The sequence below is a fragment of the Undibacterium sp. GrIS 1.2 genome, assembly GCF_040544435.1.
Classification (GTDB): domain Bacteria; phylum Pseudomonadota; class Gammaproteobacteria; order Burkholderiales; family Burkholderiaceae_D; genus Undibacterium.
Genome location: NZ_JBEONP010000015.1, coordinates 81667 through 108349, shown reverse-complemented (window position 1 = coordinate 108349; position 26683 = coordinate 81667). Strand labels below are relative to the sequence as shown.

General features: G+C 46.4%; 23 protein-coding genes. 6 read left to right on the top strand and 17 right to left on the bottom strand.

The features are described 5' to 3' along the window. Window positions 1-217: 217 nt before the first annotated feature. Together AAKU61_RS08900 and AAKU61_RS08895 are read left to right on the top strand one after the other, a co-directional pair. Window positions 218-1183: a glycosyltransferase family 2 protein gene (locus AAKU61_RS08900; RefSeq protein ID WP_354331457.1), complete on the top strand. Its 966-nt coding sequence runs from the start codon at window positions 218-220 to the stop codon at window positions 1181-1183. A gap of 73 nt (window positions 1184-1256) precedes the next feature. Continuing rightward, complete coding sequence (locus AAKU61_RS08895; protein ID WP_354331455.1) at window positions 1257-2675, top strand: undecaprenyl-phosphate glucose phosphotransferase; 1419 nt, start codon at window positions 1257-1259, stop codon at window positions 2673-2675. Between the two features lie 329 nt (window positions 2676-3004). On the opposite strand, the gene AAKU61_RS08890 is transcribed toward AAKU61_RS08895, so the two are convergent. After that, the gene (locus AAKU61_RS08890) at window positions 3005-4261 is read right to left on the bottom strand and encodes a YihY family inner membrane protein (RefSeq protein WP_354331453.1); all 1257 of its coding nucleotides are present in this window, start codon (window positions 4259-4261) and stop codon (window positions 3005-3007) included. A gap of 176 nt (window positions 4262-4437) precedes the next feature. Here AAKU61_RS08890 and wrbA point away from each other — a divergent pair, with 176 nt between their 5' ends. From wrbA to AAKU61_RS08870, 4 genes are all read left to right on the top strand, one after another. After that, a complete protein-coding gene (gene wrbA / locus AAKU61_RS08885; RefSeq protein ID WP_354331451.1) occupies window positions 4438-5049 on the top strand; it encodes an NAD(P)H:quinone oxidoreductase in 612 nt (203 codons plus the stop codon). Further along, entirely contained in the window at window positions 5046-5447 is a 402-nt protein-coding gene (locus tag AAKU61_RS08880) for a DUF2069 domain-containing protein (RefSeq protein WP_354331449.1), read from the top strand. Before wrbA ends, AAKU61_RS08880 begins: the two co-directional genes overlap by 4 nt. Window positions 5448-5539: 92 nt before the next feature. Further along, a complete protein-coding gene (locus tag AAKU61_RS08875) occupies window positions 5540-6946 on the top strand; it encodes an FAD-binding oxidoreductase (RefSeq protein ID WP_354331447.1) in 1407 nt (468 codons plus the stop codon). A gap of 31 nt (window positions 6947-6977) precedes the next feature. Then, window positions 6978-7463, top strand: a complete 486-nt coding sequence (locus AAKU61_RS08870) for a DUF4124 domain-containing protein (RefSeq protein ID WP_354331445.1) — start codon at window positions 6978-6980, stop codon at window positions 7461-7463. A 47-nt stretch (window positions 7464-7510) separates the two neighbouring features. Here AAKU61_RS08870 and AAKU61_RS08865 read toward each other — a convergent pair whose 3' ends face one another. From AAKU61_RS08865 to AAKU61_RS08790, 16 genes are all read right to left on the bottom strand, one after another. Further along, on the bottom strand, window positions 7511-9268 hold the full coding sequence (locus tag AAKU61_RS08865) for a methyl-accepting chemotaxis protein (protein ID WP_354331443.1): 1758 nt from the start codon (window positions 9266-9268) through the stop codon (window positions 7511-7513). A gap of 409 nt (window positions 9269-9677) precedes the next feature. Next, entirely contained in the window at window positions 9678-10172 is a 495-nt protein-coding gene (locus tag AAKU61_RS08860; protein WP_354331442.1) for a DUF4405 domain-containing protein, read from the bottom strand. Window positions 10173-10327: 155 nt separating this feature from the next. Beyond that, the gene (locus AAKU61_RS08855; protein ID WP_354331440.1) at window positions 10328-11173 is read right to left on the bottom strand and encodes an FAD:protein FMN transferase; all 846 of its coding nucleotides are present in this window, start codon (window positions 11171-11173) and stop codon (window positions 10328-10330) included. Beyond that, the gene (locus AAKU61_RS08850) at window positions 11170-11748 is read right to left on the bottom strand and encodes an FMN-binding protein (protein WP_354331438.1); all 579 of its coding nucleotides are present in this window, start codon (window positions 11746-11748) and stop codon (window positions 11170-11172) included. The genes AAKU61_RS08855 and AAKU61_RS08850 overlap by 4 nt, the downstream gene beginning before the upstream one ends. An 81-nt stretch (window positions 11749-11829) precedes the next feature. Continuing rightward, window positions 11830-13173 (bottom strand): putative porin, encoded by a 1344-nt coding sequence (locus tag AAKU61_RS08845; RefSeq protein ID WP_354331435.1) that lies wholly within the window; start codon window positions 13171-13173, stop codon window positions 11830-11832. Window positions 13174-13317: 144 nt separating this feature from the next. Further along, window positions 13318-14649, bottom strand: a complete 1332-nt coding sequence (locus tag AAKU61_RS08840; RefSeq protein WP_354331433.1) for a cytochrome-c peroxidase — start codon at window positions 14647-14649, stop codon at window positions 13318-13320. A 598-nt stretch (window positions 14650-15247) separates the two neighbouring features. Beyond that, window positions 15248-16369 (bottom strand): Acg family FMN-binding oxidoreductase, encoded by a 1122-nt coding sequence (locus AAKU61_RS08835; RefSeq protein WP_354331431.1) that lies wholly within the window; start codon window positions 16367-16369, stop codon window positions 15248-15250. 753 nt (window positions 16370-17122) lie between these two features. Next, the gene (locus tag AAKU61_RS08830) at window positions 17123-18424 is read right to left on the bottom strand and encodes an ABC transporter ATP-binding protein (RefSeq protein ID WP_354331429.1); all 1302 of its coding nucleotides are present in this window, start codon (window positions 18422-18424) and stop codon (window positions 17123-17125) included. A 61-nt stretch (window positions 18425-18485) separates the two neighbouring features. Beyond that, the gene (locus tag AAKU61_RS08825) at window positions 18486-20246 is read right to left on the bottom strand and encodes an ABC transporter permease (protein WP_354331427.1); all 1761 of its coding nucleotides are present in this window, start codon (window positions 20244-20246) and stop codon (window positions 18486-18488) included. Between the two features lie 537 nt (window positions 20247-20783). Beyond that, on the bottom strand, window positions 20784-21530 hold the full coding sequence (locus AAKU61_RS08820; protein ID WP_354331425.1) for an ankyrin repeat domain-containing protein: 747 nt from the start codon (window positions 21528-21530) through the stop codon (window positions 20784-20786). 1 nt (window position 21531) lies between these two features. Beyond that, window positions 21532-22311, bottom strand: coding sequence for a TatD family hydrolase (locus tag AAKU61_RS08815; RefSeq protein WP_354331423.1), 780 nt, complete (start codon window positions 22309-22311; stop codon window positions 21532-21534). A 276-nt stretch (window positions 22312-22587) separates the two neighbouring features. After that, window positions 22588-23727: a lipid-A-disaccharide synthase gene (gene lpxB / locus AAKU61_RS08810; RefSeq protein WP_354331469.1), complete on the bottom strand. Its 1140-nt coding sequence runs from the start codon at window positions 23725-23727 to the stop codon at window positions 22588-22590. A 143-nt stretch (window positions 23728-23870) separates the two neighbouring features. Then, window positions 23871-24662: an acyl-ACP--UDP-N-acetylglucosamine O-acyltransferase gene (gene lpxA, locus AAKU61_RS08805; protein WP_354331467.1), complete on the bottom strand. Its 792-nt coding sequence runs from the start codon at window positions 24660-24662 to the stop codon at window positions 23871-23873. Next, complete coding sequence (gene fabZ, locus AAKU61_RS08800) at window positions 24663-25127, bottom strand: 3-hydroxyacyl-ACP dehydratase FabZ (RefSeq protein WP_354331421.1); 465 nt, start codon at window positions 25125-25127, stop codon at window positions 24663-24665. Then, window positions 25124-26176 carry a UDP-3-O-(3-hydroxymyristoyl)glucosamine N-acyltransferase gene (gene lpxD / locus AAKU61_RS08795; protein ID WP_354331465.1) on the bottom strand — a complete coding sequence of 351 codons (1053 nt, stop codon included), beginning with the start codon at window positions 26174-26176 and terminating at the stop codon, window positions 25124-25126. The genes fabZ and lpxD overlap by 4 nt, the downstream gene beginning before the upstream one ends. 12 nt (window positions 26177-26188) lie before the next feature. Continuing rightward, window positions 26189-26665: an OmpH/Skp family outer membrane protein gene (locus AAKU61_RS08790; protein WP_322121591.1), complete on the bottom strand. Its 477-nt coding sequence runs from the start codon at window positions 26663-26665 to the stop codon at window positions 26189-26191. Window positions 26666-26683 lie beyond the last annotated feature (18 nt).

The window sequence follows — 26683 nt, the reverse complement described above, 5'->3', positions numbered from 1 at the left end:
ATGTCACATGTGCCGCTTCAAACAAGAAAACCAATCGCAACAGTGGCCACACCCATGCTCGACTTTACTGGTTTGGGTATTTTGCAAGAAGCTCATAAGTAAAGAATTCTCGCAGGCAGTAGAACTTACAGGCAATCAAACCATGCACAGATTGTTAGTGTGAGTTAAAAGATCCTATTGCTCCTCCACATACCGAGAAAACAAAGGAATACGCACTATGCAGCCTACTTCCATACCAGAGCCAATGAATATGACAGCAATCCAAGTGCCGCATCCACCGGAATATCCGACGCGCACGGTCCCTTTGGTCATCATTGCCCCTGTGCGTGACGAGGCCGATTTAATCCAACTGACACTAGATTCCATGGTTGCTCAAACCGTGCGTCCGATGGAGTGGATTATTGTAGATGATGGTTCAAAAGACAACACGGCAAATATCGTCAAGGCTTATGCAGAAAAATATAGTTTTATTCGCTTAGTGCAAAGACCGGATCGTGGCTTCCGTAAAGTCGGGGGCGGCGTTGTTGCAGCATTTAAATATGGGATTACCCAAATTACGCATAGTGAGTATGAATATATTGCGAAACTAGATGGTGACATGTCTTTTGGTCCGCACTATCTCGAAATCATGTTTAAAGAATTTGAGGCAAATCCAAAACTGGCATCGGTCTCAGGCAAAGTTTACCGAGAAGAAGACGACGAAAAAATCGAAGAATATATTATCGATGAGCATGTCGCCGGACAATTTAAACTATATCGTCGCAGCGCTTTTGAAGAAATTGGTGGTTTTGTCGAAGAAGTCATGTGGGATGGTATTGACGTTCATTCTGCACGGATGAAAGGATGGAAAACCTTCAGTTTTTATCATGCAGATGCGGTTTTGATGCATCACCGGTTAATGGGGTCATCAGACAAAAATGTGTATCGCGGTCGTCTGCGTTGGGGGCGCGGAATTTGGTTTATGGGTTATCACCCACTGTACGCGCTAGCCTCCAGCATTTTTCGCATGCGTGAAAAGCCGTTCATCATCGGCGGCATATTAATTATGGCGGGTTATTTAGGTGCGGCGCTTAAACGCGCTCCCCAGTACGACAATCTGGAATTCCGTCAGCATTTACATCAATGGCAATTGAAAAAAATTAAGGCGATCTTCTTTAAAGACAAAAAGGGAAATTCCGCTTGATGATTGCCGTCAATATGAATTTGTTTTTTTCTTCGGAAACGAACAATCCTAATCTACATAGGAAGCACTTCTTATGATGAGCCCAACGTCGCATGGAAGAAGCACGCAATCATCGCAAATATTAACGGCGATGGTTGGCTTTGCGTTTGCCGTTGCTATCTCACTGACCTTGGTCGGCATCATTATTTATAACAAAAATACTGAACTGGACGCGTTTGGCTTGCGTTTTGTTATCGCTGGTTTAGCTAGCATCATCGCATTTTCTAGCCATAGATTACTCAATGCTTTGCAAGATAAGCGCGTCTTTAATTTACTACCTACTTTGTGCGTACGTTGGTTGGTGGTATTTACTTTGGTACTCATTAGTGCCTATGCGGATAAGACGACCGAGCGCTTATCTCGCATAGTGATGCTGACCTGGTTGTGTGTGACTCCTTTTACGTTGCTACTGACAGCGATATTGATACGTTTGTTTGCAGCCTTCTTTTATTCTAATCCTGCAAGACGCCGTAAGGCCGTATTAATTTGGTCGAATTCTGCATGCGCAGACTTAGTAGAATCCTTACGTAAAACGCCTTTGGCTGCGATTGATGTTGTAGGTTTTTTTGACAACCGGAATGATTCACGCCCACCCAGCAATTTAACTCGCTTGGGTGCTTTAGACGACGTAACAGCATGGTTAGTTGATCCGGTAACTGGTCAGTTGACGGTCGATGTTGTATTCATCGGACTCAATACCAAAGAGCCCCCTGAATTGGCTGAAATCATTGCTATTTTGCAGGATAGCACTGCCTCCACTTACTTTATTCCAGAGTCGCTGATTTTTGGCATGCCAGGTATACAGCTGCGTGAAATGGCGGGAAGACCCGTGTTAGCCTCGACCGAAACACCATTCATTGGTTTGGCTGCGCTGCCAAAACGGCTGCTGGATTTATTCGGCGCAACACTAGGCTTAATCTTGTTATCGCCGCTGTTGCTGATCATCGCGATTGGCGTAAAACTAAGTTCACCGGGGCCGGTTCTATTTAAACAAAAACGTTATGGCGTCGCGGGGAAACCGATCAATATTTACAAGTTCAGGAGCATGATTAATCACAACTCAAAAGGACCTGTGATACAAGCAACGGTCGGTGATAATCGTGTTACCCGGTTTGGTCGCTTTATCCGCCGTACCTCGATTGATGAACTGCCACAGCTACTCAACGTCATTCAAGGAAATATGAGTCTGGTTGGCCCAAGGCCACATGCGGTTGAGCATAACGAACTTTATCGCAAATTAGTGGATGGCTATATGCTCAGACACAAGATAAAACCAGGAATCACAGGCTGGGCACAGGTTAACGGATTCCGCGGAGAAACCGAAACACTGGAAAAAATGCAAAGCCGGGTTGATTATGATTTGTACTATATCCAGCACTGGTCGGTCTGGTTGGATATCGTGATTATGTGGCGTACCGTGAGCGTTTTGTTTGGTGATAAAAACGCTTATTGATGATTAGCCTAACATCAAAGATGGATCAGTTTTAAGAACCGATCCTCTTCATCGATAATCAATAAATTAGGGGAGTATGTGGCTAAAACGAGCTAATTCCAAGCAAACACCTAGACAATAAAATATACTGCAATGAGTATACGATCTAAAATTAGCGGATCTTAGACTCACTAACTTTCAAACTTAAGCGCTTGCCGCCCTTTGATTCTTCAATAGGTTTGAACACTGGTAGAAAAAATATCTGCATCGGTTGAGCAGAATTAAGCAAGTGACATTAAGCAAGCGAGATTAAGCAAGCGAGATTAAACCCTCTGACTATCAAATCAATTTCAAGCCAGGGTTTGTAAACCTGAAAAATGGCTTTCCAAACTCTGCTGCAAACCCTGCTCTATTACTAGCTCTGTCTGTTTTGCCAGTAGGTTCGTCGTACTGGCCTTGAATACAAATAATCGATAAATATCTGCTAGTTTGAGTTGTGCCGGATTGGCTAGCAATACCCATCGCTCAGCATCGTCGTTCAATTTTTTCCACCAGACCGTCTTATCCGATTCCGGCGCGTCAGAGACCACTCTAGCGACCCAGCCGACTTCAAGCATCTGCTCTAACAAGCCATCAATCTCGTCCATGCCAAAGCGGGTTTGAATCCGTATTGCAGACACATCAACCGCTGTCGCATCCTGGGCGTTGCGAGCGACAAACAATACTTTCAAAATTTCGATTGCGTCAATAAATGCGCTGCCAGGTGCAGGCTTATGCCACCATCGCTCAAATTTTACGATTGGCAATGCCGCCGCGATCACTGCGCCAATCAAAGTAATCAGCCAGGACAAATAAATCCACACCAAAAAAATCGGTACCGCGGCGAGTGCACCATATACCACGGTGTAAGTAGGGAACTTGGTGACGAAGACCGCAAACAAACGTTTAGCCATTTCAAAAGCAATCGCTGCAAACAAGCCGCCCCAAATCGCATCATGCCAATCGACCGTTCGATTGGGGACGCCCATGTACAACAAAGTGAATGCGATGGTGGTGAAAAACACCGAGATTAAAGTATAAAAAACATCGCCAGCCATGGGCATTACGCCAACCACACCGCTGGTGGCAGTGACTAAGTAAGAAGTCACCGTAATCGACACGCCAATCAGCAACGGCCCTAAGGTCACTATCGCCCAATAGACTAGTATTCGCTTAATCAATGGACGAGTTCTTTTGACTTGCCAAATTTGGTTAAACGACTTGTCGATCATCGCCAAGGTTGCCACCGCTGTCACCATTAAAGCAACGCCACCTACCGCCGACAAACGTGTTGCCTTGGTCGCAAATTGCGTTAGATAACCCAAAATCACATTCGAGATTTCTCTCGGCATCAGGCTTTTAATAAAATACGCTTCCAGCGAAGATCGAAAGGTATTGAACAAGGGGAAAGCGGTAAAAATCGCCAAGGCGATAGTCAAAATGGGCACCAATGCCAATACCGTCGTAAACGTTAAACTGCCTGCAACTTGCGGCAAGCGGCCTTCAAGTAAACGCTGGTAAGCAAACTGGAACAGATTACGCATCCGCCCCCAAGAAAATTTACGCATAGATTTTTTCTTTACTACATCATCAAACAAATACATCAACCAACATCTCTCTGAATAAGTCCATCACGTGTGCGCTCTATCGTGCCTGAGTACTGAGCTAGGGAGCTAGGGAACTTCTAAGCAATTAGCTTATCTGGCAAGACTCATCGCGCTAAAAGCCCCATATAATAGCAAGCATGAACTCTAAACAACTCACCATTCTCGTTTTATATTATTCTCGCCACGGCAGCACCAGAAAATTGGCCGAATATATCGCCCAAGGTGTGGAAAGCGTCGCCGGCTGCGATGCCAGATTGCGTACTGTTCCAGCAGTATCGACGGTAACCCAAGCGACCGAGCCGGATATCCCAAACGAAGGCGCACCCTATGTCGAGCTGGCCGATCTGGAAGACTGCGACGGACTAGCATTGGGCTCACCTACCCGTTTCGGGAATATGGCAGCAGCGATGAAATATTTTTGGGACGGCACTGCAACCCAGTGGCTATCCGGCACATTAAGCGGCAAACCCGCTTGCGTGTTCACATCCACGGGCAGTATGCATGGTGGACAGGAATCCACCTTGCTGTCGATGATGCTACCGCTGATGCATCATGGCATGCTGTTAGTCGGCATCCCATACAGCCATGCAGAATTAATGACAACCAGTACCGGTGGCAGCCCTTATGGTGCGAGCCACTGGGCAGGAATTAAAGGCGATACTCCGGTCTCAGAAGACAGCAAAAAACTAGCGATTGCTCTAGGTCGCCGCCTGGCAGAGACCGCGCAAAAATTGAAGGTGTCAGCATGACATCATCCAGACAATCAACGTATTATTTTTTAAGCTGCTTCAGCCTGATTGCTCTGATTATCTTGTTAGTGCTATGGGAAATGGTACTTGCACCACTGCATCCGGGTGGGTCTTGGATCGTTTTAAAAGTGATCCCTATTTTGATTCCTCTGCGTGGAATTTTAAAAAAACAGGTTTACACCATGCAGTGGTCATCCATGCTAATCCTGCTGTATTTTGCCGAAGGTATTGTGCGGGCTTTCAGTGATCAATTGCCCCTGTCCCGTCTTCTGGGCGGAGCGGAAATCGCGCTATCTGTATTGTTCTTTATGAGTAGCATCCTGTATTTGCGTCCGATCAAAAAAGCTGCAAAAGCTGCCGCTAAATTAGCCGAAAAAAATGCGACTATGCCGCAGTAGATTTCTTCAGCTTAATTTAATGCAGGCTAAACGCAGGTTCAGTGTAAATTCAACGCAGGTTTAATATAGGTTCAATGTTCGAGTCCGTTCATATGAATGAATTTCTCACCCAATGTACCAAGATCGTTGGCAAAGACAATGTGATCTGCGATCCCGCTGATGTTGCACCCTATGTCACGGATTGGCGTAAGCGTTTTCAAGGGAAAGCATTGGCGGTGATCAGACCAGGATTAACATCAGAGGTCGCCGCCCTAGTTGGCTTGTGCAAGCAATACGCTATTGCGATCGTCGCGCAAGGCGGTAATACAGGCTTGGTGCTTGGCAGTGTGCCGGATCAATCCGGGCAGCAAATCGTTTTATCTTTAAGCCGCTTAAAACAGATACGCCAGATTGATACCGTCAACAATACCATGACGGTTGAGGCAGGCTGCCTGCTGGTACAAGTGCAAGAAGCCGCTGAGCAAGCGCAACGCTTATTCCCTTTGTCACTAGCATCTGAAGGTAGTTGCACCATTGGCGGCAACCTCTCCAGTAACGCTGGTGGCACCGCGGTACTCCGTTATGGCAACGCCCGTGAACTGTGTTTGGGACTGGAAGTCGTGACTGCCAATGGCGATATCTGGAATGGTCTGCGCGGCCTACGCAAAGATAATACCGGTTACGATTTGCGTGATCTTTTCATCGGTGCAGAGGGTACTTTGGGTATCATCACTGCGGCGGTACTCAAACTATACCCACAACCAAAAGCGAAAGTCACGGCACTTGCAGCCCTTCATTCAACTGAAACAGCACTTGAATTATTAACTCTGGCGCAAGCTCATTGTGGCTCTGCATTAACCGGGTTTGAGTTGATGTCTGAGGCATGTTTACAACTGGTTCATCAACATTTCCCGAATATCCCGCAACCGCTGGCCACACCATCGCCGCAATTCGTCTTATTAGAGCTGTCTGATAGCGAATCGGAACTTCATGCGAATGATGTCTTAGAAGGATTATTAAATACAGCGATTGAAGCCAACATCATCACCGATGCGATAGTAGCGATGTCACTCCACCAATCACAAGCGATGTGGCATCTGCGCGAACACATTTCTATGGCACAGGCTGCTGAGGGTAAGAATATTAAGCACGATGTCTCGCTACCCATTTCTGAAATTGCCCATTTCGTCAATACGACGAACGCGCTGTTACAACAGGCTTTTCCAGACTGCCGGATGATTATTTTCGGACATTTAGGCGATGGCAATTTACATTACAACGTCTCGCCACCACTGACTGTTAGTGACACGGATTTTATTCAGCAGCAAGCAAATATCAATCAAATTGTGCATGACAGCGTACATCAGCACAATGGTTCTATTTCAGCAGAGCATGGAATTGGTATGCTAAAAAAAGATGAAATTCTGCGTTATAAATCTGATGTAGAAATGCAGTTAATGCGCAGTATAAAAGCGGCTTTAGATCCTCACAATTTGATGAATCCCGGGAAAATTTTATAAGACTTAGAGAACATGTCATCGAGATAAAAATATGAAAAACTATTCACGCAAATACCGCATTGCTCACCTCAGGTTTCTACCTATCATCGTAATAATGATAACTAGCATTAGCAGTATGAACAGCGCATCGGCTGAAACCTACAAATGCGTAAAAAATGGTGCTACTAGTTATAGCCAATCTCCGTGCACAGATAACGCGCAACAAACTACGGTAGTACATACCAATACTGTTCCAGAATCGACTAGCCAACAGGCAGCGCAAACCAGCGCTAAAGAAAAAGCAGAGGCGACTCGCCTAGCAGCATCACGCCATAAAGCAGAAGAAAAATCAGACCGGGAAATGAAAGTGATTGCCGGCCGCAACGAGAAGAAAAAACAAAAATGTGATGCGGCTCAATTAAAAATAAAATGGGTAAAAGAGGATGCAAAAAACGCTAAACCTAAAGCCGAAGCAAAGGCACGTCAGAATGTAAAAAGAGCTACCGAAAAGGCAGCTCTTGTTTGTGGTCCGTCGTAAATTCTATAACTACATTAGGACTATTTACTAATTTCAACGATCAACAATTAAAACTCTTCCCAATCACCTTCCTGTACTTTGCCACCACTACTTTGAGGTGCTTTTTTGCTCGCACTTTTATTCGCTGTCGGTGCTGGCTTAGCAGTAATTTTAAGGCTGGCTTGAGGAGCGCGTTGCTGCCCCATTTTTTTCTCAACCCGCTTGGTGCTTGAAGCCGAGACATTTGATGTTGAAGTACGTAGTGCAGAACCATTTCCTGCTGCAATTTTAAAGATATGTACAGTAGCAGCCAGAGTCTGCGCCTGCTCCTCCATACTCTCTGCTGCTGCTGCTGCTTGTTCTACCAACGCTGCATTTTGTTGCGTCATTTCGTCCATCTGCGTAATCGCTAGATTGACTTGTTCTATCCCTGCACTTTGCTCTTGGCTGGCGGCGGTGATCTCACTCATGATGTCGGCGACATGCTGGACGCTGGTGACAATCTCGTCCATGGTTTTGCCTGCTTCGTCTACCAGTTTGCCACCTTGATTGACTTTGTCGACTGAGTCGTCGATCAGAGATTTGATTTCTTTGGCGGCGCTGGCACTCCGTTGGGCGAGATTACGCACCTCTGAGGCAACAACGGCAAATCCTCTTCCTTGCTCTCCGGCTCTGGCAGCTTCTACTGCGGCATTGAGGGCGAGGATGTTGGTCTGGAAGGCAATACTGTCGATGACGCTGATAATGTCGACAATCTTGCGGGAGCTTTCTTTAATCGAGCCCATAGTGCTAACGACTTGATTGACAACTGCACCACCTTTGACGGCAACACCAGTGGCGGAGACAACGAGTTGATTGGCTTGCCGGGCGTTATCGGCATTTTGTCTGACGGTGCTGGTGAGTTCTTCCATGGAGCTAGCAGTTTCTTCCAGCGAGCTGGCTTGCGATTCTGTCCTGCTGGAGAGATCGGCATTGCCTGAGGCAATCTCTTGGGATGCGACTGTGATCGTTTCTGTGCCTTGTTTGATTTGCGAAACCGTATTGATCAAATTACCTTGCATACGCTTTAGCGACTCTAGCAACTCACCTACTTCGTCCGTTACATCTACTGTGATCTCGTTAGTTAAATCACCGCTAGCTATATTGTCCGCAACAATGACAGCGCGTTTAATCGGCTTAGAAATAGTTCTGGTAATGATCCATGCTGCCAGGACGCCAAACGCCAGCGTCAACCCACCAATCACTATCATGCTGCTTAAAGCACCCCGGTAGTTGCTTTGTGATTCTTCATAAGTAGTTTTCATCGCCTCGTGCTGCTGCTGCGCCAGCTCGGTTAAAGCGATCATCCACTTGTCATGCGGCAGGGTAAATTCCGTTTGCAACAATGAGGAGGCATCAAAATAATTACCCTCAGTGACAAAGGACTTTATCTTGCCCACTAAAACTACTACCGCCTGCTTTTGCTCTATGGCTTTTGCCAGAGTTGCTTGCCCTTGATTATTATCAATCAGCTTTTTCGCTAAGGCTTCTGACTTGGAATAACTATCCAAAATTTGAACCAGGCGCTTGGTCTCTTTTTCTGCTTCTGCAGCATCAGTAGGTGCGGTCATCTTACGCAATACCAAAGCCAAAGCACGACCTTGCTCGCGCATATCAGTTGCGGCACTCAGGCTGGCAATTTTATTATTAAAAATATAGTCCATCGAGCTTTGCATCTGACTCATGCGGAATAATCCCAGAATCAACAAGCCAGTTGCAAAAAAGAGTACTAATCCAAAACCAATGGTGAGACGTGTACCAATTCTGATATTAGCAAGTAGCTTCATAAAATCTCCGGAGTAACTGACAATACGCTGACGATGCGAATTGATGATAAAACTCTGCCACTAAACTGGCTAAGTTACGTATACAAAAATTACTGAGAAAAAAACTGTTTTCAGGAAAAGGTATCCTGCTAAAAAATAACTATGAGTGGCTGCGGATTTTAGTTTGTGACAAAAAATCGCGGCACATTTAAGCTTAAAGCTTATATTTTTAAATTGTAGTTGTGCTCAAATAGTATCACTAGTGAAATAAAAAATTATCTGTGTAAAGCCCTCATTGCAAATATTCTGTTGTTAATCAGCGCAATCAGGAACAAGCGATAGAATTTTTTATACGATGACAATGTGATTAATGATGCTCGGTTCAATACTGAGTTTATTGATCATGCGGCGATCACTTAGCCAAGCATTGTTAGGTAGTCGCTGCCAATCGATTAATAAGCCTGCGCCCTGATTGAATATGCCAGAGCACTAGCAGCGGCAATAGCATGCCGACAATCCAATGCGATAAAGACCAAATAGAATGATTGGTCTCACTCACCAGGTAATACAAAGCATAACCACTCAGTGTCAGCCAGATCAGCAACACAATCATAAGCCAGCCTGTCAGCTGGTTGCGGCGGGCATTGTTGGCACGACGGATGTGGTTATTCAACAAACTGCCGATAAAAAATAAAGCGAGCATGGCAACTGCTCCATGCAACTGCATAGACAGATGTTCTAAGGGGTTAATTGTTTCGCCAAATTCGCCAGGCACTCGCAAAAAATAATGCGCAAGCAACCATACAACACCGCTCAGTAATAAAGCAGTACCTACGCTATAAAGCGTCCAGCGATGCCAGCGCTCTAAACGGAAGCTCACTGCGCGGCTACGTGAGTGTGATAGTTGATGCTGGTTATGTTTCATAAAGCAAGCATAAGTACTAAAAAAGGCGGTAACCAAAAAGGAAATAAATCGCGGCAAAGAAGCGATAGCAGAAAATACTCAATACAGATATTCAATGCATATATTCAATAAAGGAAGCAGCTCTAGCGATCTTAAAAAAACAAGAATGCAGAGGCTCAGATTATAAAGGCATGAGCATCGAATTGTGCCAGGCATGCATGACCAGCATCAGCACTCGCCATCACTACTTTGGTCAATGCATCCGCCAAAATACATTGCGGTGCGACGACCGAGACACTAACTTTATCCAGCATCGCTGCGCCAGTCTGGCCATGTACTAGTGCGCTGTAACTACCTTGTGTGGTCTGCACTAAAGAAAAATAGCTGGCGGACGTTGCCAGTGCTTGATTTTGTAAATTGAGTTTGTACGCCAAGTTGGGTGGACAGGCAGGGTCGCGTAAAAGGACTTCAATAGGGTCGTCCCCCTCGTCACCTATTAGACGTAAATCGCCACCAGCGTTGACGCACGCTTGCCGGACACCAACTTGCTGCAAACTTTGTATCGCCAGATCGACCGCATAACCCTTGGCGATTCCACCTACATCTAGCCAGTCGGCTCGTTGTTTTTTTAGTGTACCTTCAGCCGTCAAAGTAAACGCCGTCTTTTGCGCTTGATATGTTTGGTACAGCGTACGCTCTTGCTCAGTCGCTGGTAGCAAGTCCCATTCCATCAGGCGACCGGCGATTCTGACATCAAATAAACCCGCGCTGGCATCACTGATCTGCATTGCTGTCTGCAAGACGTGGTAAGTATGTACATCAATCTCTACAATAGCACCGACATCAGCATGATTGATACGACTGATGTCGCTATCCGCCGCATGAAAACTCATCAGGCGATGGACCAGAGCGATTGATTGAAATGCCTGCTCAAACGCGGTTGCTAGCGCGATATCCGTCATCGCATCAGCAATACTGATTTCTACCATCGTCCCCAACCAAGGCTGCGCCCTGCGCTTCATTTTTTTTGCGTCGCCGTTGCTGCCGTTGTTGATGTCGAAACCATTGCCACCTGCGCCACTGCTGCGATTCTGCGTGCGCCGTCCGTGACATGGGTACAAGATAAGGTCGCACCGCTGATATTAGAAATGCCCTCGCCTACACGCAAACCCGCAGACGCGGATTTGCCCACAAACTGCTGACGCCAATTCGCATTTCTGATTTCAGCACCATGGCTTTCACGATAGTTCAGTATTTCTATCTGCTTAACGCTCGCATCTGGCAACAAACCGACTGCGTATGAAATTAGCTCAAATTTGCCCACTACATCGTCCAACACAATATAACCAAGGAGCTTGCCGTCTTTGTAGGCCATTGCAGTACGCCATGCAGCCGAACGAGCTGGCAAACCTGCTAGTTTTTCGATCTGCTGCATTTGATCCAGCGTCAGTTGCAAGGTAGCGGATTTAAACTCAGTCGCATCAGGAAACATCACCTTTTGCGCCTGTTCTGCGGTCAGATATTGTGTCGCAAAAGCAGACGTATTCATACCTGCCAGGCTCATTAATACCAAAGGTGCGATCGCTGTTGTTCTCATCACGCTGCTATTTTCATCACGTTGTTATTACTCTCTAGTCATTTCAATATTATTTCTAATTATTTATTGGATCAGCATAAATTAAAACGAATATCCGACACCAAGATTGAGGCGATCACGGCTGCTATCCAATTTAAACTTCTGATAATCCGCTTTCAACACTACGCCTTCACCAATCTTAAAGCTAGCGCCAATTGTGGCTACTTTTTCGTCTGCCTGCGGCGCTATGCCCAGACCTTGTGGCACTGCGCTATAGCTATGTGCAGTATTAAACAACTCATAGCGAACAAATGGGGTAAAACTATACTCTTCGTTTTTCCACAATTGGTAAGCGGCCTGCGTATACCAGCCATAAAAAGAAGACGGCACAGGCGTTGGCTGGCCGATAAAGGTCAGATTCAACGCATCGGTATTACTGATCGTGCCACGAGCATAAACCGCAGATAAATCCCACAGCCCAGGCGTATAGCGGGCATGCATATCCCATAAAGTAACGCGAGAATCATTCGCTGCAAAATCAGCCGTCGCTTGTCCAGCCTTGCCAGTAAAAACAAAACCGCCTATTAGCAAACCAGGAATACCGCGCCAGTTTAAGGCAGCATGCATGCTCAAGTCATGCGACTTAGCTAATTGCCCTTCCTGATGAATACTCCCCAGCGGCGACTCGGTGCCATCGGCTGAAGCGGTATCCCATTTACTCAAATCAAATCCGGTAGTCAGACCTAAATCCCAGGTCAGGCCATTGTCGTGTGTGCGTGACAGTCCAAAGCCTGCCTCGCGCCAAGTCGAAGGAATAATCGCCGTCTCTACAAAATTGCGGTGTACGCCGTAATACGCGGTCGGCTCGTGATTGGTGTTGATCAAACCTACTGGCATCAGGAACAAACCTGCTTTAGCGCGCAAGCCATTGTTGAACTCATGCTCCACATACAATTGCTCAACCTCAGATTCGCCTTTGTCATCGGCAGACGTGACTGCATGCTCCCATTCAAATTCAGCGACCATCTTGGTCTTTTCATCAAACCGGTGGGTGATGCCGATTACAGCCCGTGCTACGTCTGTCTCTGCCTGGTTGGTTGCGTTTTTAGGACGAGTGTAATTAATCTCACCGTAGCTGGTAACTACTGTAGATTGCGCCCAAGAACCCGCTCCTGATGACGCGCCAGTTGCACCATTGCCAGCAGCGCCAGAAGCAGCAACAGGTGCGATCGATGCGCTAACGGTGCTGGCCAATGCCTCTTGCTTTTGCTCTACGACGTCTGTTTTCTTACGGGTAGCCGCCAGTTCCGCTTTTATCGCATCTAATTCAGCAGCGAGTTTTTCTATTCTTTGAAGTAATTCCGCCTCACTTGCGTGGGCTGGAAATACAATTGCCGTGCTCAAAAATGCAATGCTCAAGGCTTGTGCTACTAAAGTTTTTTTCATGATATTTTCCCTGTCAGATACGCTTATTTGTTGATTGTTATGTTGACTGCTGTGTTATTCGGCGGTCTTGTTTGATACCGTATTTAGGTAACTTATTTAGGTAGCTTATTTATGTAACTTAAATAGATAACTTATTTAGATGACTTATTTAGTCGCTTTATAGCCGTCATTCAATGTGCCGAGGAACTTAATCACGTCCTCAATCTCGTCTGCCGACAATGCCGGAGCCATACCGCGTGTGCGGTTATAAGGCACTTCAGTCACGTTGACATTGCCTTGATATTGCGCCGGCAAATCATTGAATTTAGCTACAGAGCCATCAGCTGAGACCGGATACCATTCCTCAGGATTAGTATCGCGCCGGACATAAAAACCAATCGCATCCCGTAAATTCTTAAAGCGACCATTATGGAAAAATACCTTACGGGTCGCCACATTGCGCAGCGTCGGCACTTTAAACGCGCCACATAAATCAGTACGGGCAGTCAGATCCTGGCGATCAGGACCGCATAAACCAAGGTCAAAATAGGTAGCATCAGCATTTGCCGGAATATCCGTATTGCGCGGAACACCAATATTGTCGTAAGTAAAATCTGTGAACAAAGGTGACGAGCCGTCAGCCCCTTTGCTACTGATGTGGCACGCAGCACAATTACCTTTGGTGGGATTATTGAACAAGGCTAAGCCACGCAACTCAGCATCCTCAAATTTGACGGTACCGGCCAAAAATTGATCGTACTTAGAATCATAAGGATGAAAATCTTTATCCTCTTTTTGATATTGCTGCAATGCGAATGTGATGCGATCAAACGCCGTATCTGCATCATCCAAAACAGCAGCACCAAACACTTGCCGGAATTGTTCTGCATAGCTTGCGCGCTTCAGACTTGCCAGCACATCTGCTTTGCTAGCATTCGCCATTTCATGCGCAGCCAGCAGCGGGCGTTGTGCCTGGATTGCCAGCGTCAGCGCCCTGCCATCACGATTAAAACCACCCGTCGGCGTGCCATCTGCGGCGAAGAAAAAAGTCGGCGTCAGATTCAGATAACGCAAAGAAGGCGCGGCACGAAAACCCGGCACGTCTAAATTTTTCCCGCCTAACTGTACTGACAAATCATTGGTTTGCGCATGAGCATTATCAGGATTATGGCAAGACGCGCAAGCTAATTTGCCTGATGCTGACAAGCTGGCATCTCTAAAAATCTTTGCGCCCAGCGCCGCTTGCGGACTCAGATCTGCATCCGCATCAGAAGGGGCAACGGCACCACTGGCAACCGCAGAACTAGCGCTGCCGCCAGAACCGCCACCACAAGAGCTGATCATGGTCACCAGACAAATTGATAAGGCGATCTTGGTAGCAATCTTGGTAGCAATCTTTGAAGTAATCGTCGAAACCGTAAGACGGTTGCATCCGGCAAATCGAGACATAAACGTTTTCTTCAGCATGTGATGGATGCCAATTTTTTCTTGCTGCATGTTATTTTTATTCCTTCGGGATCAGACTGATGAGAGCACATCGGGTTGTTACTGCTGTGCTTTTATAGTTATTTAGGCACACATCAAAAATTACTTAATCACATGCAAATTAGTAAAAATTCATCTGATTAAAATAACAAATCATTACGAAAATCTACGAATGCAAATGAGAATGATTGTAATTATACTTATCCGATTTGTAGCTAAGCAAGGTAAGTGTAAGCAAATGTAATTTTAAAAAACCGGAATAAAACAAGGCTGGCAATCAGATTGCAGCGGTCGCCGCAACATGCACAAGCTCGCACGAGAAATCTGAATATTCTAAAGAACAGCTAAGCATAAATACATACTCCCGCAGTGTATATATTAGATGCCCATATGATTATTGGTCATTAAGCTATTTTTATAAATAAATGATGGGAGTATATTTAAACAGATAGTAATCAGATTTAAGTCGACTATGGCAAAAAGCATTACGTAAGGTCTGATCGGATCTTATGCAAATTGCCAATCTGATTAAAAGTTAGCTGAAGATAAAGTAAGTTCTAGCTCAATAAACATCGGGTCAGCTTGTCAACACGATGCAAAATAGAGACGATTACACTCTATCTAGTACCGCACTAACTGGTCTACGTATCGAGTAAGGTAGCAATGAGCCACGGCCAAAACGCACAACCAGATCGGGGCGCGCATTCCCCAATCCCAACGCAGTGGCAAAGTGCGGCCGAATCGTTCCTACTTCAACTGGTTGATTCAGCATGGCATTACGAATACCCAGTGCGGTCGCTTGCAGTGCGAACCGTTGATAACAACGACCAACCTCAACCCAGTGTTCCGGATCACTGACGTCAGAAAAAAATATTGCCAGGCCAGACGAGTTGCGGATTTGCCTGATATTGCGCTCATTCTCAGATCGGAGCGTGAAAAACCAATTCATCATTTGGCCCCCTAACCACTCTGGCATCGCTGGGTTACCAGATGCTGCCGCATACAATCCATCGCCAGTCCTATCCGCCTGCTGCGGACTAAAACGAATCCAGCTTTTTAATTCTTTGACGAATGCAGCATTATTCATCTGCGCCGTATTTCCAGCGACGACATACTCCAGCACTTTCTCTGCCATACGATGCTCAGTAATAAGCATGAGATGAATGCCACCGCCATGATTGCTAGAGCCCGCCAGTTCAAGCAAACGTAATTCTTCATTGGACAGCGGCCGGTTATCGTAGTCGCCTCGGGTAGATTGACGCACCGGAATGGCTGCCGCAAAGCTGGACGACTGCGCTCGAGTTGGCTCTAACGAAATAGCAATGGCGCCAGCCCCGACAGAGTCAAAGCGCGGTTCAGCCCAAAGACCATTTGCCAATGCGGCATGCACCAAGTTCTCAGCGGCGCAACCTAATGAAATAAACAAATGATGATCATCTGGATCAACGACAGGACAGCGCCGCGTCAAATCCGGCATAATCGAGACCAATTTCGGCTGCAACTGAAATTGCCAGCATTGGGTATTATGACTCGATGGCGCCAGAGTCGAGTAACGCACCAGTTCGCGTAGCAGCGAGGAATAATAGCCGCCATCCCCAACTGGCTGATCAGACATCGGCGACCTTAGGTCACGCAAGAGTTGTTCGTGATGGATATCGGAGGAGCACGAGCTCAACACAGGCGAAGCCACTGCAAGAGCGCTCACATCTCTCAAAAAATCTCTTCGTTTCATGATGTTCGCCTCGACTGAGCTGATTAAACTAAAACGCTCAATCTAGCAGGTGCGGCTTGTACAGATCGGTGCGACAGCACGCTTAGGCTCGCTTAGAGAGATTTAGCAATCGTCACTGGATTAGATGAATCAATGCGACTAGCTTGCTCAGTGCTCAGTACTCACTGCTCACTGCTTGCACTATCACCCGAGGCTAGCGACCTTTCCAGACCGTTTTCCCAATGTCCAATAAAACACCCCATGCTGTGATGCCAAGTTTGTGCTGGACGTACAGCCGGCCTGCAAAACTTTTGCAATGGCTCTTAGGTGAAGTTTGTGAGGATCGTCTATCCATCGAAGATGAATCTGAATCAATATACTCTCTGCGGGTATATTTTACACACCCATATAATCATTGGACACTAGGGTATATTTCTTACATCTTAAGTGGGAGTATATGGTTTTAGTCAGTAATCTAAGATTACTTTAGCATAAACCCAAATGACATCTCAGCCTCAAGCAAAAGTAGCGACGATGTTGTGGGGCACATGTACCCCGCCAGTGTAGCCAAAGAATTTTTTTGCTTTTAGTGCAACATCCAGACTGGGTATATTTCATCCGAACAAGGAAAAATACAATCTACAGTCGTAATGTCACTCGCCAACTAAGTTCTAGTACACAGAACAATATCCTCGCCGACTACATCTCCGATCTGATATTTTGAATCTGCCCTGACCAAAAAAATAGCTTCTGATATTGCAACAGAACCCCAATTTAATCCTCTTCCAGCTCAGGCAAAATCAGACGGCCGGTGCGGTAGTCATACTCGTACACTTCACCATAACGTCCCCATTCAATCGCGATTTCTAGTACCCGCTTGGCTTCGTCGGCTTCTAAAAATTCTGCCAGTAATTCTAGGAAAGGTTCTTCCGGTAAGCTGCCGTTCGGATCGATTTCTAAATTGCCGCGGATGTTGGCGGCGAGTGGTACGTGGGTTAATAATTGATGTCCGAAGAGTTCTTGCTTTAAGGCCTGATCGGCATCGACATACCGTTGTCCCAATGGCGTCAGGATGATGTCGCCTTTTTCGATGATTGCCAGACCCAATAGGCCTAGTGCCTCGTACGTTGGGAATAATTCTTCATCTGACAATTCAGATTCTTCTGCCAGTTGCGGCAAATCGGCACGACCGTTGAACGGTGCATCGGCCAGTAAGTCGAGTACGCCTTCGATCCGGCTGACGTCGGTATCTGGCAAACGGTAGCCAAGATGCTCTGGCGAAGGACGACCAGAGACGGTTTCAGGTGTATGGCGCATAGTCATAAGGCCATATACCTCGTCAATCAAAGCCCTCACCTCGGCAGACTCCACATTGCGTGGACGCGGCAAATCAATTTTGATTTCACAACGCACGCTGCCTGGGTCGCTGGACAAAATAATGATGCGATCTGCCATCATCACGGCTTCTTCAATATTGTGCGAAACAATCAGAATGCCTTTGGTTGGAATACGGCTTTCCTCCCATAGCTCCAGCATATCGTTACGTAAGGTTTCGCCAGTTAAAACGTCCAACGCAGAGAAGGCTTCGTCCATCAGTAGTACATCTGGATTCGTCACCAGTGCGCGGGCGATACCTACACGTTGCTTCATACCGCCAGAAAGTTCGCGTGGTAAAGCGCCGCCAAAACCAGCCAGACCGATCATCTCTAAAACGGCATCGGCTCGCTCTTCCCGTTCTTTGACCGGAACTCCTTGCGCCTCTAAACCCAGCTCGACATTTTGCTGCACGGTTAACCAAGGGAATAGCGCGAATGATTGAAACACCATGGCAACGCCCGCGACCGGACCATAAATCGGTTTGTCGCGGTAAGCAACCTTGCCTTTGTCAGCAGGGATCAAGCCTGCCATGATGCGCAATAAAGTAGATTTACCAGAGCCGGATTTACCCAGCAAGGCGACGATCTCGCCTTCTTTTAGCTGGAAATCGACCTTATCTAAAATTAAGCGGGCAGTACCATCGGCTGCACGAAAGGATTTGGCTACGGCGTTTAAATCAATTAATAATTTTTGAGTCATCATTTATCCTCTTCACACTGATGCTAAAAGCAGTTTTGACTGCATATCAATGCGCTAAATTCTAGTGGCTGCGATCTTCAGCGAGCAAATACAGTTTGCGCCAGAAAAACCGATTCAATAACATGACGAAAACGCACATCACGCCAATCGCCAGCGCGTTGCGATGAAAATCTCCTGCTTCGGTCATTTGCTTGATGTAACTACCCAGACCATCAGCAATCAAAGTCGTTTTACCCCAGGTTACATATTCAGCTACGATACTGGCATTCCAGGAGCCGCCGCTGGCCGTAATTGCACCAGTGATGTAGCTAGGGAAAATGGCGGGCAAATACACGCGCTTCCACTTTAGCCAGCCTTTTAAACCTAGATTATCTGCGGCCAGGCGCAACTCGTTCGGAATCGCAGAAGCACCGGCAATCACGTTAAATAAGATGTACCACTGAGTACCAAACACCATCAGCGGACTGAGCCAGATATTCGGTGTGAGTTCAAAACGTACCATCATAAAAACGACGATAGGGAATAAAAAATTCACCGGAAACGCGGCTAAAAATTGCGCCACGGCCTGCACTCGTTGTGAGTATTGCGGGCGCAAACCTATCCATACTGCAATCGGCACCCAAACCACTGAAGCAAGTCCAATTAATAACATGACGCGGGTTAGGGTGATAAACCCCAGAAAAACTACATGCGCAACCTCACCCCAGCCAACTTCGGTATGTATATATACCAGCAAACTAATAGCTGCAATGGCAGAACCGAGCACCAGAAAAACATCCCATGCCCGAGACCAAAGCGGATGCGGCTCACGCACAATTGCCTGTGGCGATGTACCGTCGTAAGTTACGCTGAACCAGCCCAACGCGCGGCTTAACCATTGCCAAAAACTTTCAGTCCATTCGCGGAACCAATGACTATTGCGCATCCAGTCCAGCAACCAGGATTGCTGCGCAGATTCGCCCTGACTTTCTTCAAAACGGAATTTATCTGCCCATGCCAATAAGGGTCGGAAGAATAGTTGGTCGTAGAGCAAAATACCGGTCAACATGGCAGCAATCGCATAGGCAATTGCCATGCCGTTTTTAGATTCAATCGCTACTGCAATATACGAGCCCATACCCGGCAATTTAATATCTTGCCCAGCGACAGAAATCGCCTCGGCAGCAACTAGCAGAAACCAGCCACCTGACATCGACATCATCATGTTCCACAACAAACCTGGCATCGCAAATGGCAGTTCTAAGCGCCAGAACCGCTGCCAGCTAGACAATCTGAAGATACGTGCGGCTTCACTCAATTCTGGCGGCACAGTGCGCACCGATTGATACAGACTAAAAGTCATATTCCAGGCTTGCGAGGTAAAGATCGCAAAAATCGCTGCGCACTCAACGCCCAACAAATCACCGGAAAAAAGCGCAATAAACGGGGAAATCGTAATTGCCTGAAAACCCAGAATTGGCAGCGATTGCAAAATATCCAGCAATGGGATCATGACTTTTTCTGCCGCTGCATATTTGACGGCAATCGCGACAAAAGCAAAGCTGAACAACAAAGCAAAAGCCAGAGCCGTAAACATACGCAAAATTGTGCGCAATAAGTAATAAGGCAAGTAACTTGGATCAAGCGAGATCTCTAAAATCTCGCCGACCACAAAGGGACGACTCATCTGCATTGCGGCAAAGGCAAATGCAACGATCAGTAATAAAACCAATGGCAATAAAGCCCAATCCCAGCGATTAGGCCCTTTGTTAGGATCGCTTAAAGACCCTTTGATAACGCTCGTGAGTACAGAGCGTTTTTGCGGATTAAAAAGTTCGAACAAACTACCTCCCTGACCAGCTACGCATAGGTCATGACTAAAAACAGCACATGCCAGGCAAACTAAGCTACTGAACTTGGGTATCTGTCAGGCAGAGTACAAGCTTCCGGTGCTAAGCCGCTACGCCAAATTAAGCATGCGTTGAGTACGTTGTTAAGTACGTTAGTGGGGGTAAGTAAGGATGTGCAGCATGCAGATGTTGCAGGCTATTTTTGACATCACTACTTGCCATTATCTGGCAAAGTAGCGACAGGAGTTCTGAGGTTACAGTGCCAAGGTGTGGTCGATATAAGATCGACTACTATAACTATCCACAGAAAAACTCCAATAAGACGAAGCGCGAAGTTTACCACGATAGAACAAGGCTTGGCAACCCGGTTTTAGCAGTTAATTTACGCCGATAAAGCACCACGGAAGTACGCTCATTTTGCCGCTTGTTTGTTACTACTCAGTGACCATACTTTGACCATACTTTAACTCAACTTTGACCAAATTTTTAACGACGTTTTGGTGGAATTAATAAGGCAATCGACCAACAATTCAGTGATACTTTTTTATATGCTCTTTTAAAATTTCAGCAATTTCTTTTTGTTCGTATTTCAGCGCAAAATCCAGTGCGGTCAAACCTAGTTGATTTTTTACAGTAGCGTCCGCGCCCTCGTCCAATAGCAAAGTAATTGCTTCTGATTTGCCAGAACGTACCGCCATCATCAACGGCGTGGTTTTATTGGGCGATTCTGTGTCGATGTATGCTGAATGCTCTAGCAGTAGAGAGATGATTTCCAGATTGCCTTTTGCAGCGGCATAATGCAGCGCCGTCCAGCCGGGCTGGTTGATCTGCGCGTCGGCGGCGATCAGTTTTTTTACTGCCTCGATGTTATCCTCATAGCTGGCGATCATCAGTGCGGTATCACCGTTGTTTGCTCTAGCCTCGATTTTTATCTCTGGCTGCGCCATTAGTAGATTAAACACTTTGTCGGAATGTTCACGCAGAGCGAGCATTAATATAGTCTCGCCTCTGCCTGGCTCTACCGAGTTTGGGTCGATGCCTTTAACTAGCAGGTCTTGAACCACTTCAACATAATCAAATTTGACGGCGGTGATCAGATCGTCGTAAGACCCTGCATGTGCTGAAGTAGGCAAAAACAGATTGGTAACTAACAGCAGTATGGACAGCATCCAAAGTGCAGTGCGGCGTTGGCTAAAAACTGGCACTAATCTTAGCTTGCCTTCTAAATCAGTAGCTCTGAAGTTAGTTTCTAAATTGATCCGGAATTGATTTTGCATCTTATTGCGCTAGATTGAATAATTTAAAAAAATTCTCAGTCGTCGCTTCTTGCACCTGTTTGACTGAAATCCCTTTTAAGTCAGCTAAAAATTCACCCACATGGCGCACAAAACCAGGTTCATTCATTTTGCCTCGATGCGGCGTGGGTGCCAGATAAGGTGAATCGGTTTCGATCAAAATGCGTTCTAAAGGCAAAGCACGTGCAACCGCTTGTAGATCTTTGGCACTCTTAAAAGTCAGGATACCGGAGAAAGAAATATAAAAATCCATTTCAATCGCCGCCAGCGCAACTTCTAAAGACTCGGTAAAGCAATGCATCACACCACCAACGCCACCTTGGGCAATGCCAGCGCCCTCTTCTTGCATAATACGGATGGTGTCTTCTGAGGCAGATCGGGTGTGGATAATCAACGGCTTGCGACTGAGCCTAGAGGCACGGATATGCTGCCGGAACCGCTCGCGCTGCCATTCCAGATCACCTGTCAGCCGGAAATAATCCAGGCCGGTCTCGCCTATGGCAATAATTTTTGGATGCTGTGACAAGTGCACGAGTTGCTCTGCACTCGGCTCCTCGGTGTCTTCATAATCTGGATGGACGCCCACCGACGCGTAGATATTTGGATATGCTTCTGCCAGTGCCAATACCTGCGGAAAATGCGGCAAATCAACCGACACGCACAGGGCATGCGTAACACCGTTCTCCTCCATTTTCGACATAATTTCTGGCATGCGTATCGCCAGTTCAGGGAAATTAATATGGCAATGAGAGTCGATATACATAAGATAAAAAAGCAAATGAAGGGGATGACATAGGATAGCCTAATTTTTAAGCAAGAGCTTTGCTTTCAACTCAGATTCCTCATTGGAATAATGGATTGAGAGAATAAATTACTCCCACCCCGTATATATTAGGTGTCCAAGTAAAGTCTGGACAACAAAGCGATTTTACTAAAAATAATGGGGAGTATATTTAAATCTGTGCAAAACTAGGTCTGAATTTGTCAGGAAAAATCAATGTTATCAGACGCGGAAGCCTGATCAAACCTGTAAGACAAATCAGCGGCCAGAGCGGTGCTTATCCATCACCGCCATCACCGCATTGGAGGACAATTCGGCTGTATCACGTAATAGCGTGTGATGCATGTCGGTAAAACGCTGCTGAAGTGAGTCACGCAATGACGTATCGTTTAATTGCTTCCACAAAGCCTCTGCTAAAGCTTCTGGCGTTGCGGCACTTTGCAAAAATTCAGGTACGACAAATTCACGCTCAAGAATATTCGGCAAACCTATCCATGGCTGATACCCCATGTGCCGCATGATTTGCCATGATGCTTCCATCATTTTATAAGCGATCACCATTGGTTTTTTAAATAAAGCGACCTCTAGCGACGCGGTACCTGAGGCGACTAATACAACGTCCGCAGCAGCAATTGCCGTATGTGATCGGCCATCGATCAGCAACACGGGTACACCTTCTAACTTGGCTTGTACCACTAGTTTGATGTAGTAACTGCGTTGTTTGGAGCCAGCCATCGGCACCACGATTTGCAACTGAGGATCGCGCGCACATAAGATTTTTGCAGCACTGATAAACGTCGCCGTGTTGTACTTAATTTCTGACATCCGGCTGCCAGGTAACACCGTCAAGATTCTTGCATCCGCGGGAAAGCCCAGTTCTTCCCGCGCAGCTGCAGTGTCGATTTCTAGCGGGATCACTTGCGCTAAAGGATGGCCGACATAGGTGACCGGAATACCGGCATCGCGGTAAATTTTTTCCTCAAACGGAAAGACGACCAGCATATGCGAGACGGCTTCAGCAATTTTTTTGATACGTCCGCCACGCCACGCCCAGATCGACGGGCTGATGTAATGCATGGTCGGTATACCAGCTCGCTTGAGCTGGATTTCTAAATCCAGGTTGAAGTCTGGAGCGTCAACGCCGATAAATACGTCAGGCTTTTCTACAAGCAAACGCTCACGCAATTGTTTACGAATCCCACTGATCTCTCGGTAATGCGCTAATACTTCAAACAAGCCACGTACTGCCAGTTTATCCATTGGCCAGTCGTTGATAAAACCGTACTCAGCCATCCTTGGCCCGCCAATCCCATGCATTACGGCATCAGGTAATTGTTTTCTGAGGCCGGACAACATACGATTAGCCAGCATGTCGCCAGAGGTTTCACCAGCGACCATAGCAATGACGGAATTGTTTGACAAGAGTAGTCCAATACAAAAAGTACACAAACACAGTGAAGTAAATGGAGCTTGATTTAAGCCTAGTTGAAGCTCGTTCAAAACTCATCTAAAGTTTATTGGGCTACCGCATACCGCTAAAATTAACGCACAATGCCGCGTGTGGTGGTATCAAGAAACTGGCGCATTTGCTGGACGTGCTGCGCTTCGCTGTCAGGCAAGTCGGCAATCTCTTGATCCAAAGCAGATTTCGCCTCGTCTAATGTCAAACCTGACTTGTAGATAGTTTTGTAGGCTTGGCGCAAAGCAGAGATTTGGGCACGATCAAACCCACGTCGTTTCAAGCCTTCAATATTGATGCCATGCGCCTGAGCGGGGTTGCCAGACAAAAGCACGAAAGGAGGTACGTCTTGCGTCAGGCTGGTATTCATCCCGACAAAAGCATGCGGGCCGATTTGGGTAAATTGATGTACCGCCGCAAAGCCGCTTAAAATTACCCAGTCGCCAATCTGGACATGACCGGCTAATGCCGCATTGTTGGAGAAGATCGTACGATTGCCAACCTGGCAGTCATGCGCAATATGCACATAGGCTAAAAACCAGTTATCGCTACCAATACGGGTCAGGCCTTTATCTTGCACGGTACCGCAATTGAAGGTACAAAATTCACGGATCAAGTTACGATCACCAATTTCTAAACGCGTCGCTTCACCAGCATATTTTTTGTCCTGTGCAGGGCCGCCTATGGATGAAAACGGATGAAACTGGTTGTCGCAACCAATGCTGGTGTGGCCATCAATCACCACATGCGATGCAATTTTTGTCCCGGCACCGATCGAGACATTGGGTCCTATAACCGAATACGGACCCACCTCAACCGAGCTGTCCAATGAGGCTTTAGGATCAATCAGTGCTGTTGGATGGATCGCCATGATTTACACCGTCGTAGGAGTGTCAGTGGTTGAGCGTAAGGTACACATTAATTCGCCCTCTACAGCAAGTTGGCCATCAACGGTCGCTTTGGCTTTGTATTTCCAGATACCTCGGGTAATACGCAAAATTTCTACTTCAATTCTTAATTGATCACCAGGCTCTACAGGTCGTTTAAAGCGTGCGCCATCAATGCCTAAAAAGTAGACTATTGTATTTTCATCCGGTTTTTGATCCATCGTCAGGAAAGACAAAATCGCGGCAGTTTGTGCCATTGCTTCTATCATCAAAACACCGGGCATAACTGGCTTATTCGGAAAATGGCCATTGAAAAACTCTTCATTTGCGGTCACATTTTTGATCGCTGTAATACGCTTACCGCTTTCCCAATCCAAAACGCGATCTACTAACAACATAGGGTAACGATGTGGAAGATATTGCTTGATTTGATTGATATCGAGACTGTTCATGATGATTTTTCTGTAAGCGATTTAATGGTTTTTTCTAATTGTCGGATTTTGTCGCGCATGCTGTTTAAATTACGAACAATCGAGGCAGTTTTTTCCCAATCTGCATTTTTTGCTAATGGATAAAAACCTGTATATTGACCCGGTTCTAAAATGGAACGGGTGACCATGCTACCCGACGAAATATGTACGTTATCAACGATATTTAAATGCCCTAACACCATGGCGGCACCGCCAAATGTGCAATGCTTTCCAATTTTGGCACTACCTGCAACCCCGACGCAGCCAGCCATTGCCGTATGCGCTCCGATGTGACAGTTATGCCCAATTTGAATTTGGTTATCCAACTTAACGCCCTCTTCGATGATGGTATCTGCGAGTGCACCGCGATCAATACTGGTATTCGCACCAATTTCCACATCATCACCGATCAACACACGCCCGGTTTGCGGAATCTTAATCCAGTAGCCACGCTCATTTGCAAAGCCAAATCCATCAGCACCAATCACCGCACCCGAATGAATAATCACGCGTTGACCGATACTACAATAGTCGTAAATCGTGACATTAGGATGAACTCGTGTATTGGCATCAAGGTTTACACCTCGCCCGATAAAACAACCCGCGCCGATAACGACGTTTTCAGCAATCACGGCCTCGGCTTCAACCGTAGCATGTGCACCAATAGAGGCGCTGGGAGCGATGACTGCATGTGGACTGACGAAGGCAGTTGGATGTACGCCTTTGTCAGCAGGAATAGCTTGTAAGGCAGCAAAATGTTGGGCTACCCGGGCAAAGTAGACATAAGGATTATCAACGATAATGCAAATACCAAGATATAAATCACCGAGAGCAGCATGATCTGTCGCAGACAGGATCAATGCAGCAGCGCGTGTCTGCGATACTTGTGAACGTAATTTAGAGTTGGATAAAAAGCTGAGTTGGCTAGAACCGGCGTCACTCAAAGGAGCGATGCCAGTGACATCAACATCTGGAGAGCCAATTAATTGACCACCGAAGCGATCGACCAATTCCCCCAGCCGAATGCTTATGGTGGTCATATTTTATTTGGACAGGGCTTTGAGAACCTTGTCTGTGATATCAACGCGTGGATTAAAGTAGACAGCATCTTGCAAGACGATATCGTATTTTTCAGCTTCGGCAATTTGCTTCACGGCTTTTACGGCGCGATCTACTAAAGCAGCGATTTCTTCATTCTTACGCTGATTCAGGTCTTCGCTAAAAATACGTTGTTTGCGTTTGAAATCCTGATCCAGATCCGTTAACTCGCGCTGACGTTTAATTCGCTCAGACTCAGAAATAACGGGAGCATCTTTTTCAAGCTTTTCTGCCATTGCTTTAATTTTAAGGCCCAAATCATCAACTTCTTTGCCGCGCTTAGAAAACTCTTGTTTAATTTTTTCTTCGGCAGCTTTGGCTGGACCAGACTCACGCATAACACGTTGAGAATCAAAAATAGCGACTCTGGAATCCTGTGCATGGACTTGAGCAACGCTGACAAAACAGGCCGCACAAACCATCAGGCTTTGCAACAATTT

Excerpts from the sequence above, each read along its gene's own strand:
- AAKU61_RS08900 (WP_354331457.1), top strand. The coding sequence starts at position 218 with ATGCAGCCTACTTCCATACCAGAGCCAATGAATATGACAGCAATCCAA.
- AAKU61_RS08895 (WP_354331455.1), top strand. The coding sequence starts at position 1,257 with ATGATGAGCCCAACGTCGCATGGAAGAAGCACGCAATCATCGCAAATA.
- AAKU61_RS08890 (WP_354331453.1), bottom strand. The coding sequence starts at position 4,261 with ATGCGTAAATTTTCTTGGGGGCGGATGCGTAATCTGTTCCAGTTTGCT.
- wrbA (WP_354331451.1), top strand. The coding sequence starts at position 4,438 with ATGAACTCTAAACAACTCACCATTCTCGTTTTATATTATTCTCGCCAC.
- AAKU61_RS08880 (WP_354331449.1), top strand. The coding sequence starts at position 5,046 with ATGACATCATCCAGACAATCAACGTATTATTTTTTAAGCTGCTTCAGC.
- AAKU61_RS08875 (WP_354331447.1), top strand. The coding sequence starts at position 5,540 with ATGAATGAATTTCTCACCCAATGTACCAAGATCGTTGGCAAAGACAAT.
- AAKU61_RS08870 (WP_354331445.1), top strand. The coding sequence starts at position 6,978 with ATGAAAAACTATTCACGCAAATACCGCATTGCTCACCTCAGGTTTCTA.
- AAKU61_RS08865 (WP_354331443.1), bottom strand. The coding sequence starts at position 9,268 with ATGAAGCTACTTGCTAATATCAGAATTGGTACACGTCTCACCATTGGT.
- AAKU61_RS08860 (WP_354331442.1), bottom strand. The coding sequence starts at position 10,172 with ATGAAACATAACCAGCATCAACTATCACACTCACGTAGCCGCGCAGTG.
- AAKU61_RS08855 (WP_354331440.1), bottom strand. The coding sequence starts at position 11,173 with ATGAAGCGCAGGGCGCAGCCTTGGTTGGGGACGATGGTAGAAATCAGT.
- AAKU61_RS08850 (WP_354331438.1), bottom strand. The coding sequence starts at position 11,748 with ATGAGAACAACAGCGATCGCACCTTTGGTATTAATGAGCCTGGCAGGT.
- AAKU61_RS08845 (WP_354331435.1), bottom strand. The coding sequence starts at position 13,173 with ATGAAAAAAACTTTAGTAGCACAAGCCTTGAGCATTGCATTTTTGAGC.
- AAKU61_RS08840 (WP_354331433.1), bottom strand. The coding sequence starts at position 14,649 with ATGCAGCAAGAAAAAATTGGCATCCATCACATGCTGAAGAAAACGTTT.
- AAKU61_RS08835 (WP_354331431.1), bottom strand. The coding sequence starts at position 16,369 with ATGAAACGAAGAGATTTTTTGAGAGATGTGAGCGCTCTTGCAGTGGCT.
- AAKU61_RS08830 (WP_354331429.1), bottom strand. The coding sequence starts at position 18,424 with ATGACTCAAAAATTATTAATTGATTTAAACGCCGTAGCCAAATCCTTT.
- AAKU61_RS08820 (WP_354331425.1), bottom strand. The coding sequence starts at position 21,530 with ATGCAAAATCAATTCCGGATCAATTTAGAAACTAACTTCAGAGCTACT.
- AAKU61_RS08815 (WP_354331423.1), bottom strand. The coding sequence starts at position 22,311 with ATGTATATCGACTCTCATTGCCATATTAATTTCCCTGAACTGGCGATA.
- lpxB (WP_354331469.1), bottom strand. The coding sequence starts at position 23,727 with ATGGTCGCTGGTGAAACCTCTGGCGACATGCTGGCTAATCGTATGTTG.
- fabZ (WP_354331421.1), bottom strand. The coding sequence starts at position 25,127 with ATGAACAGTCTCGATATCAATCAAATCAAGCAATATCTTCCACATCGT.
- AAKU61_RS08790 (WP_322121591.1), bottom strand. The coding sequence starts at position 26,665 with ATGGTTTGTGCGGCCTGTTTTGTCAGCGTTGCTCAAGTCCATGCACAG.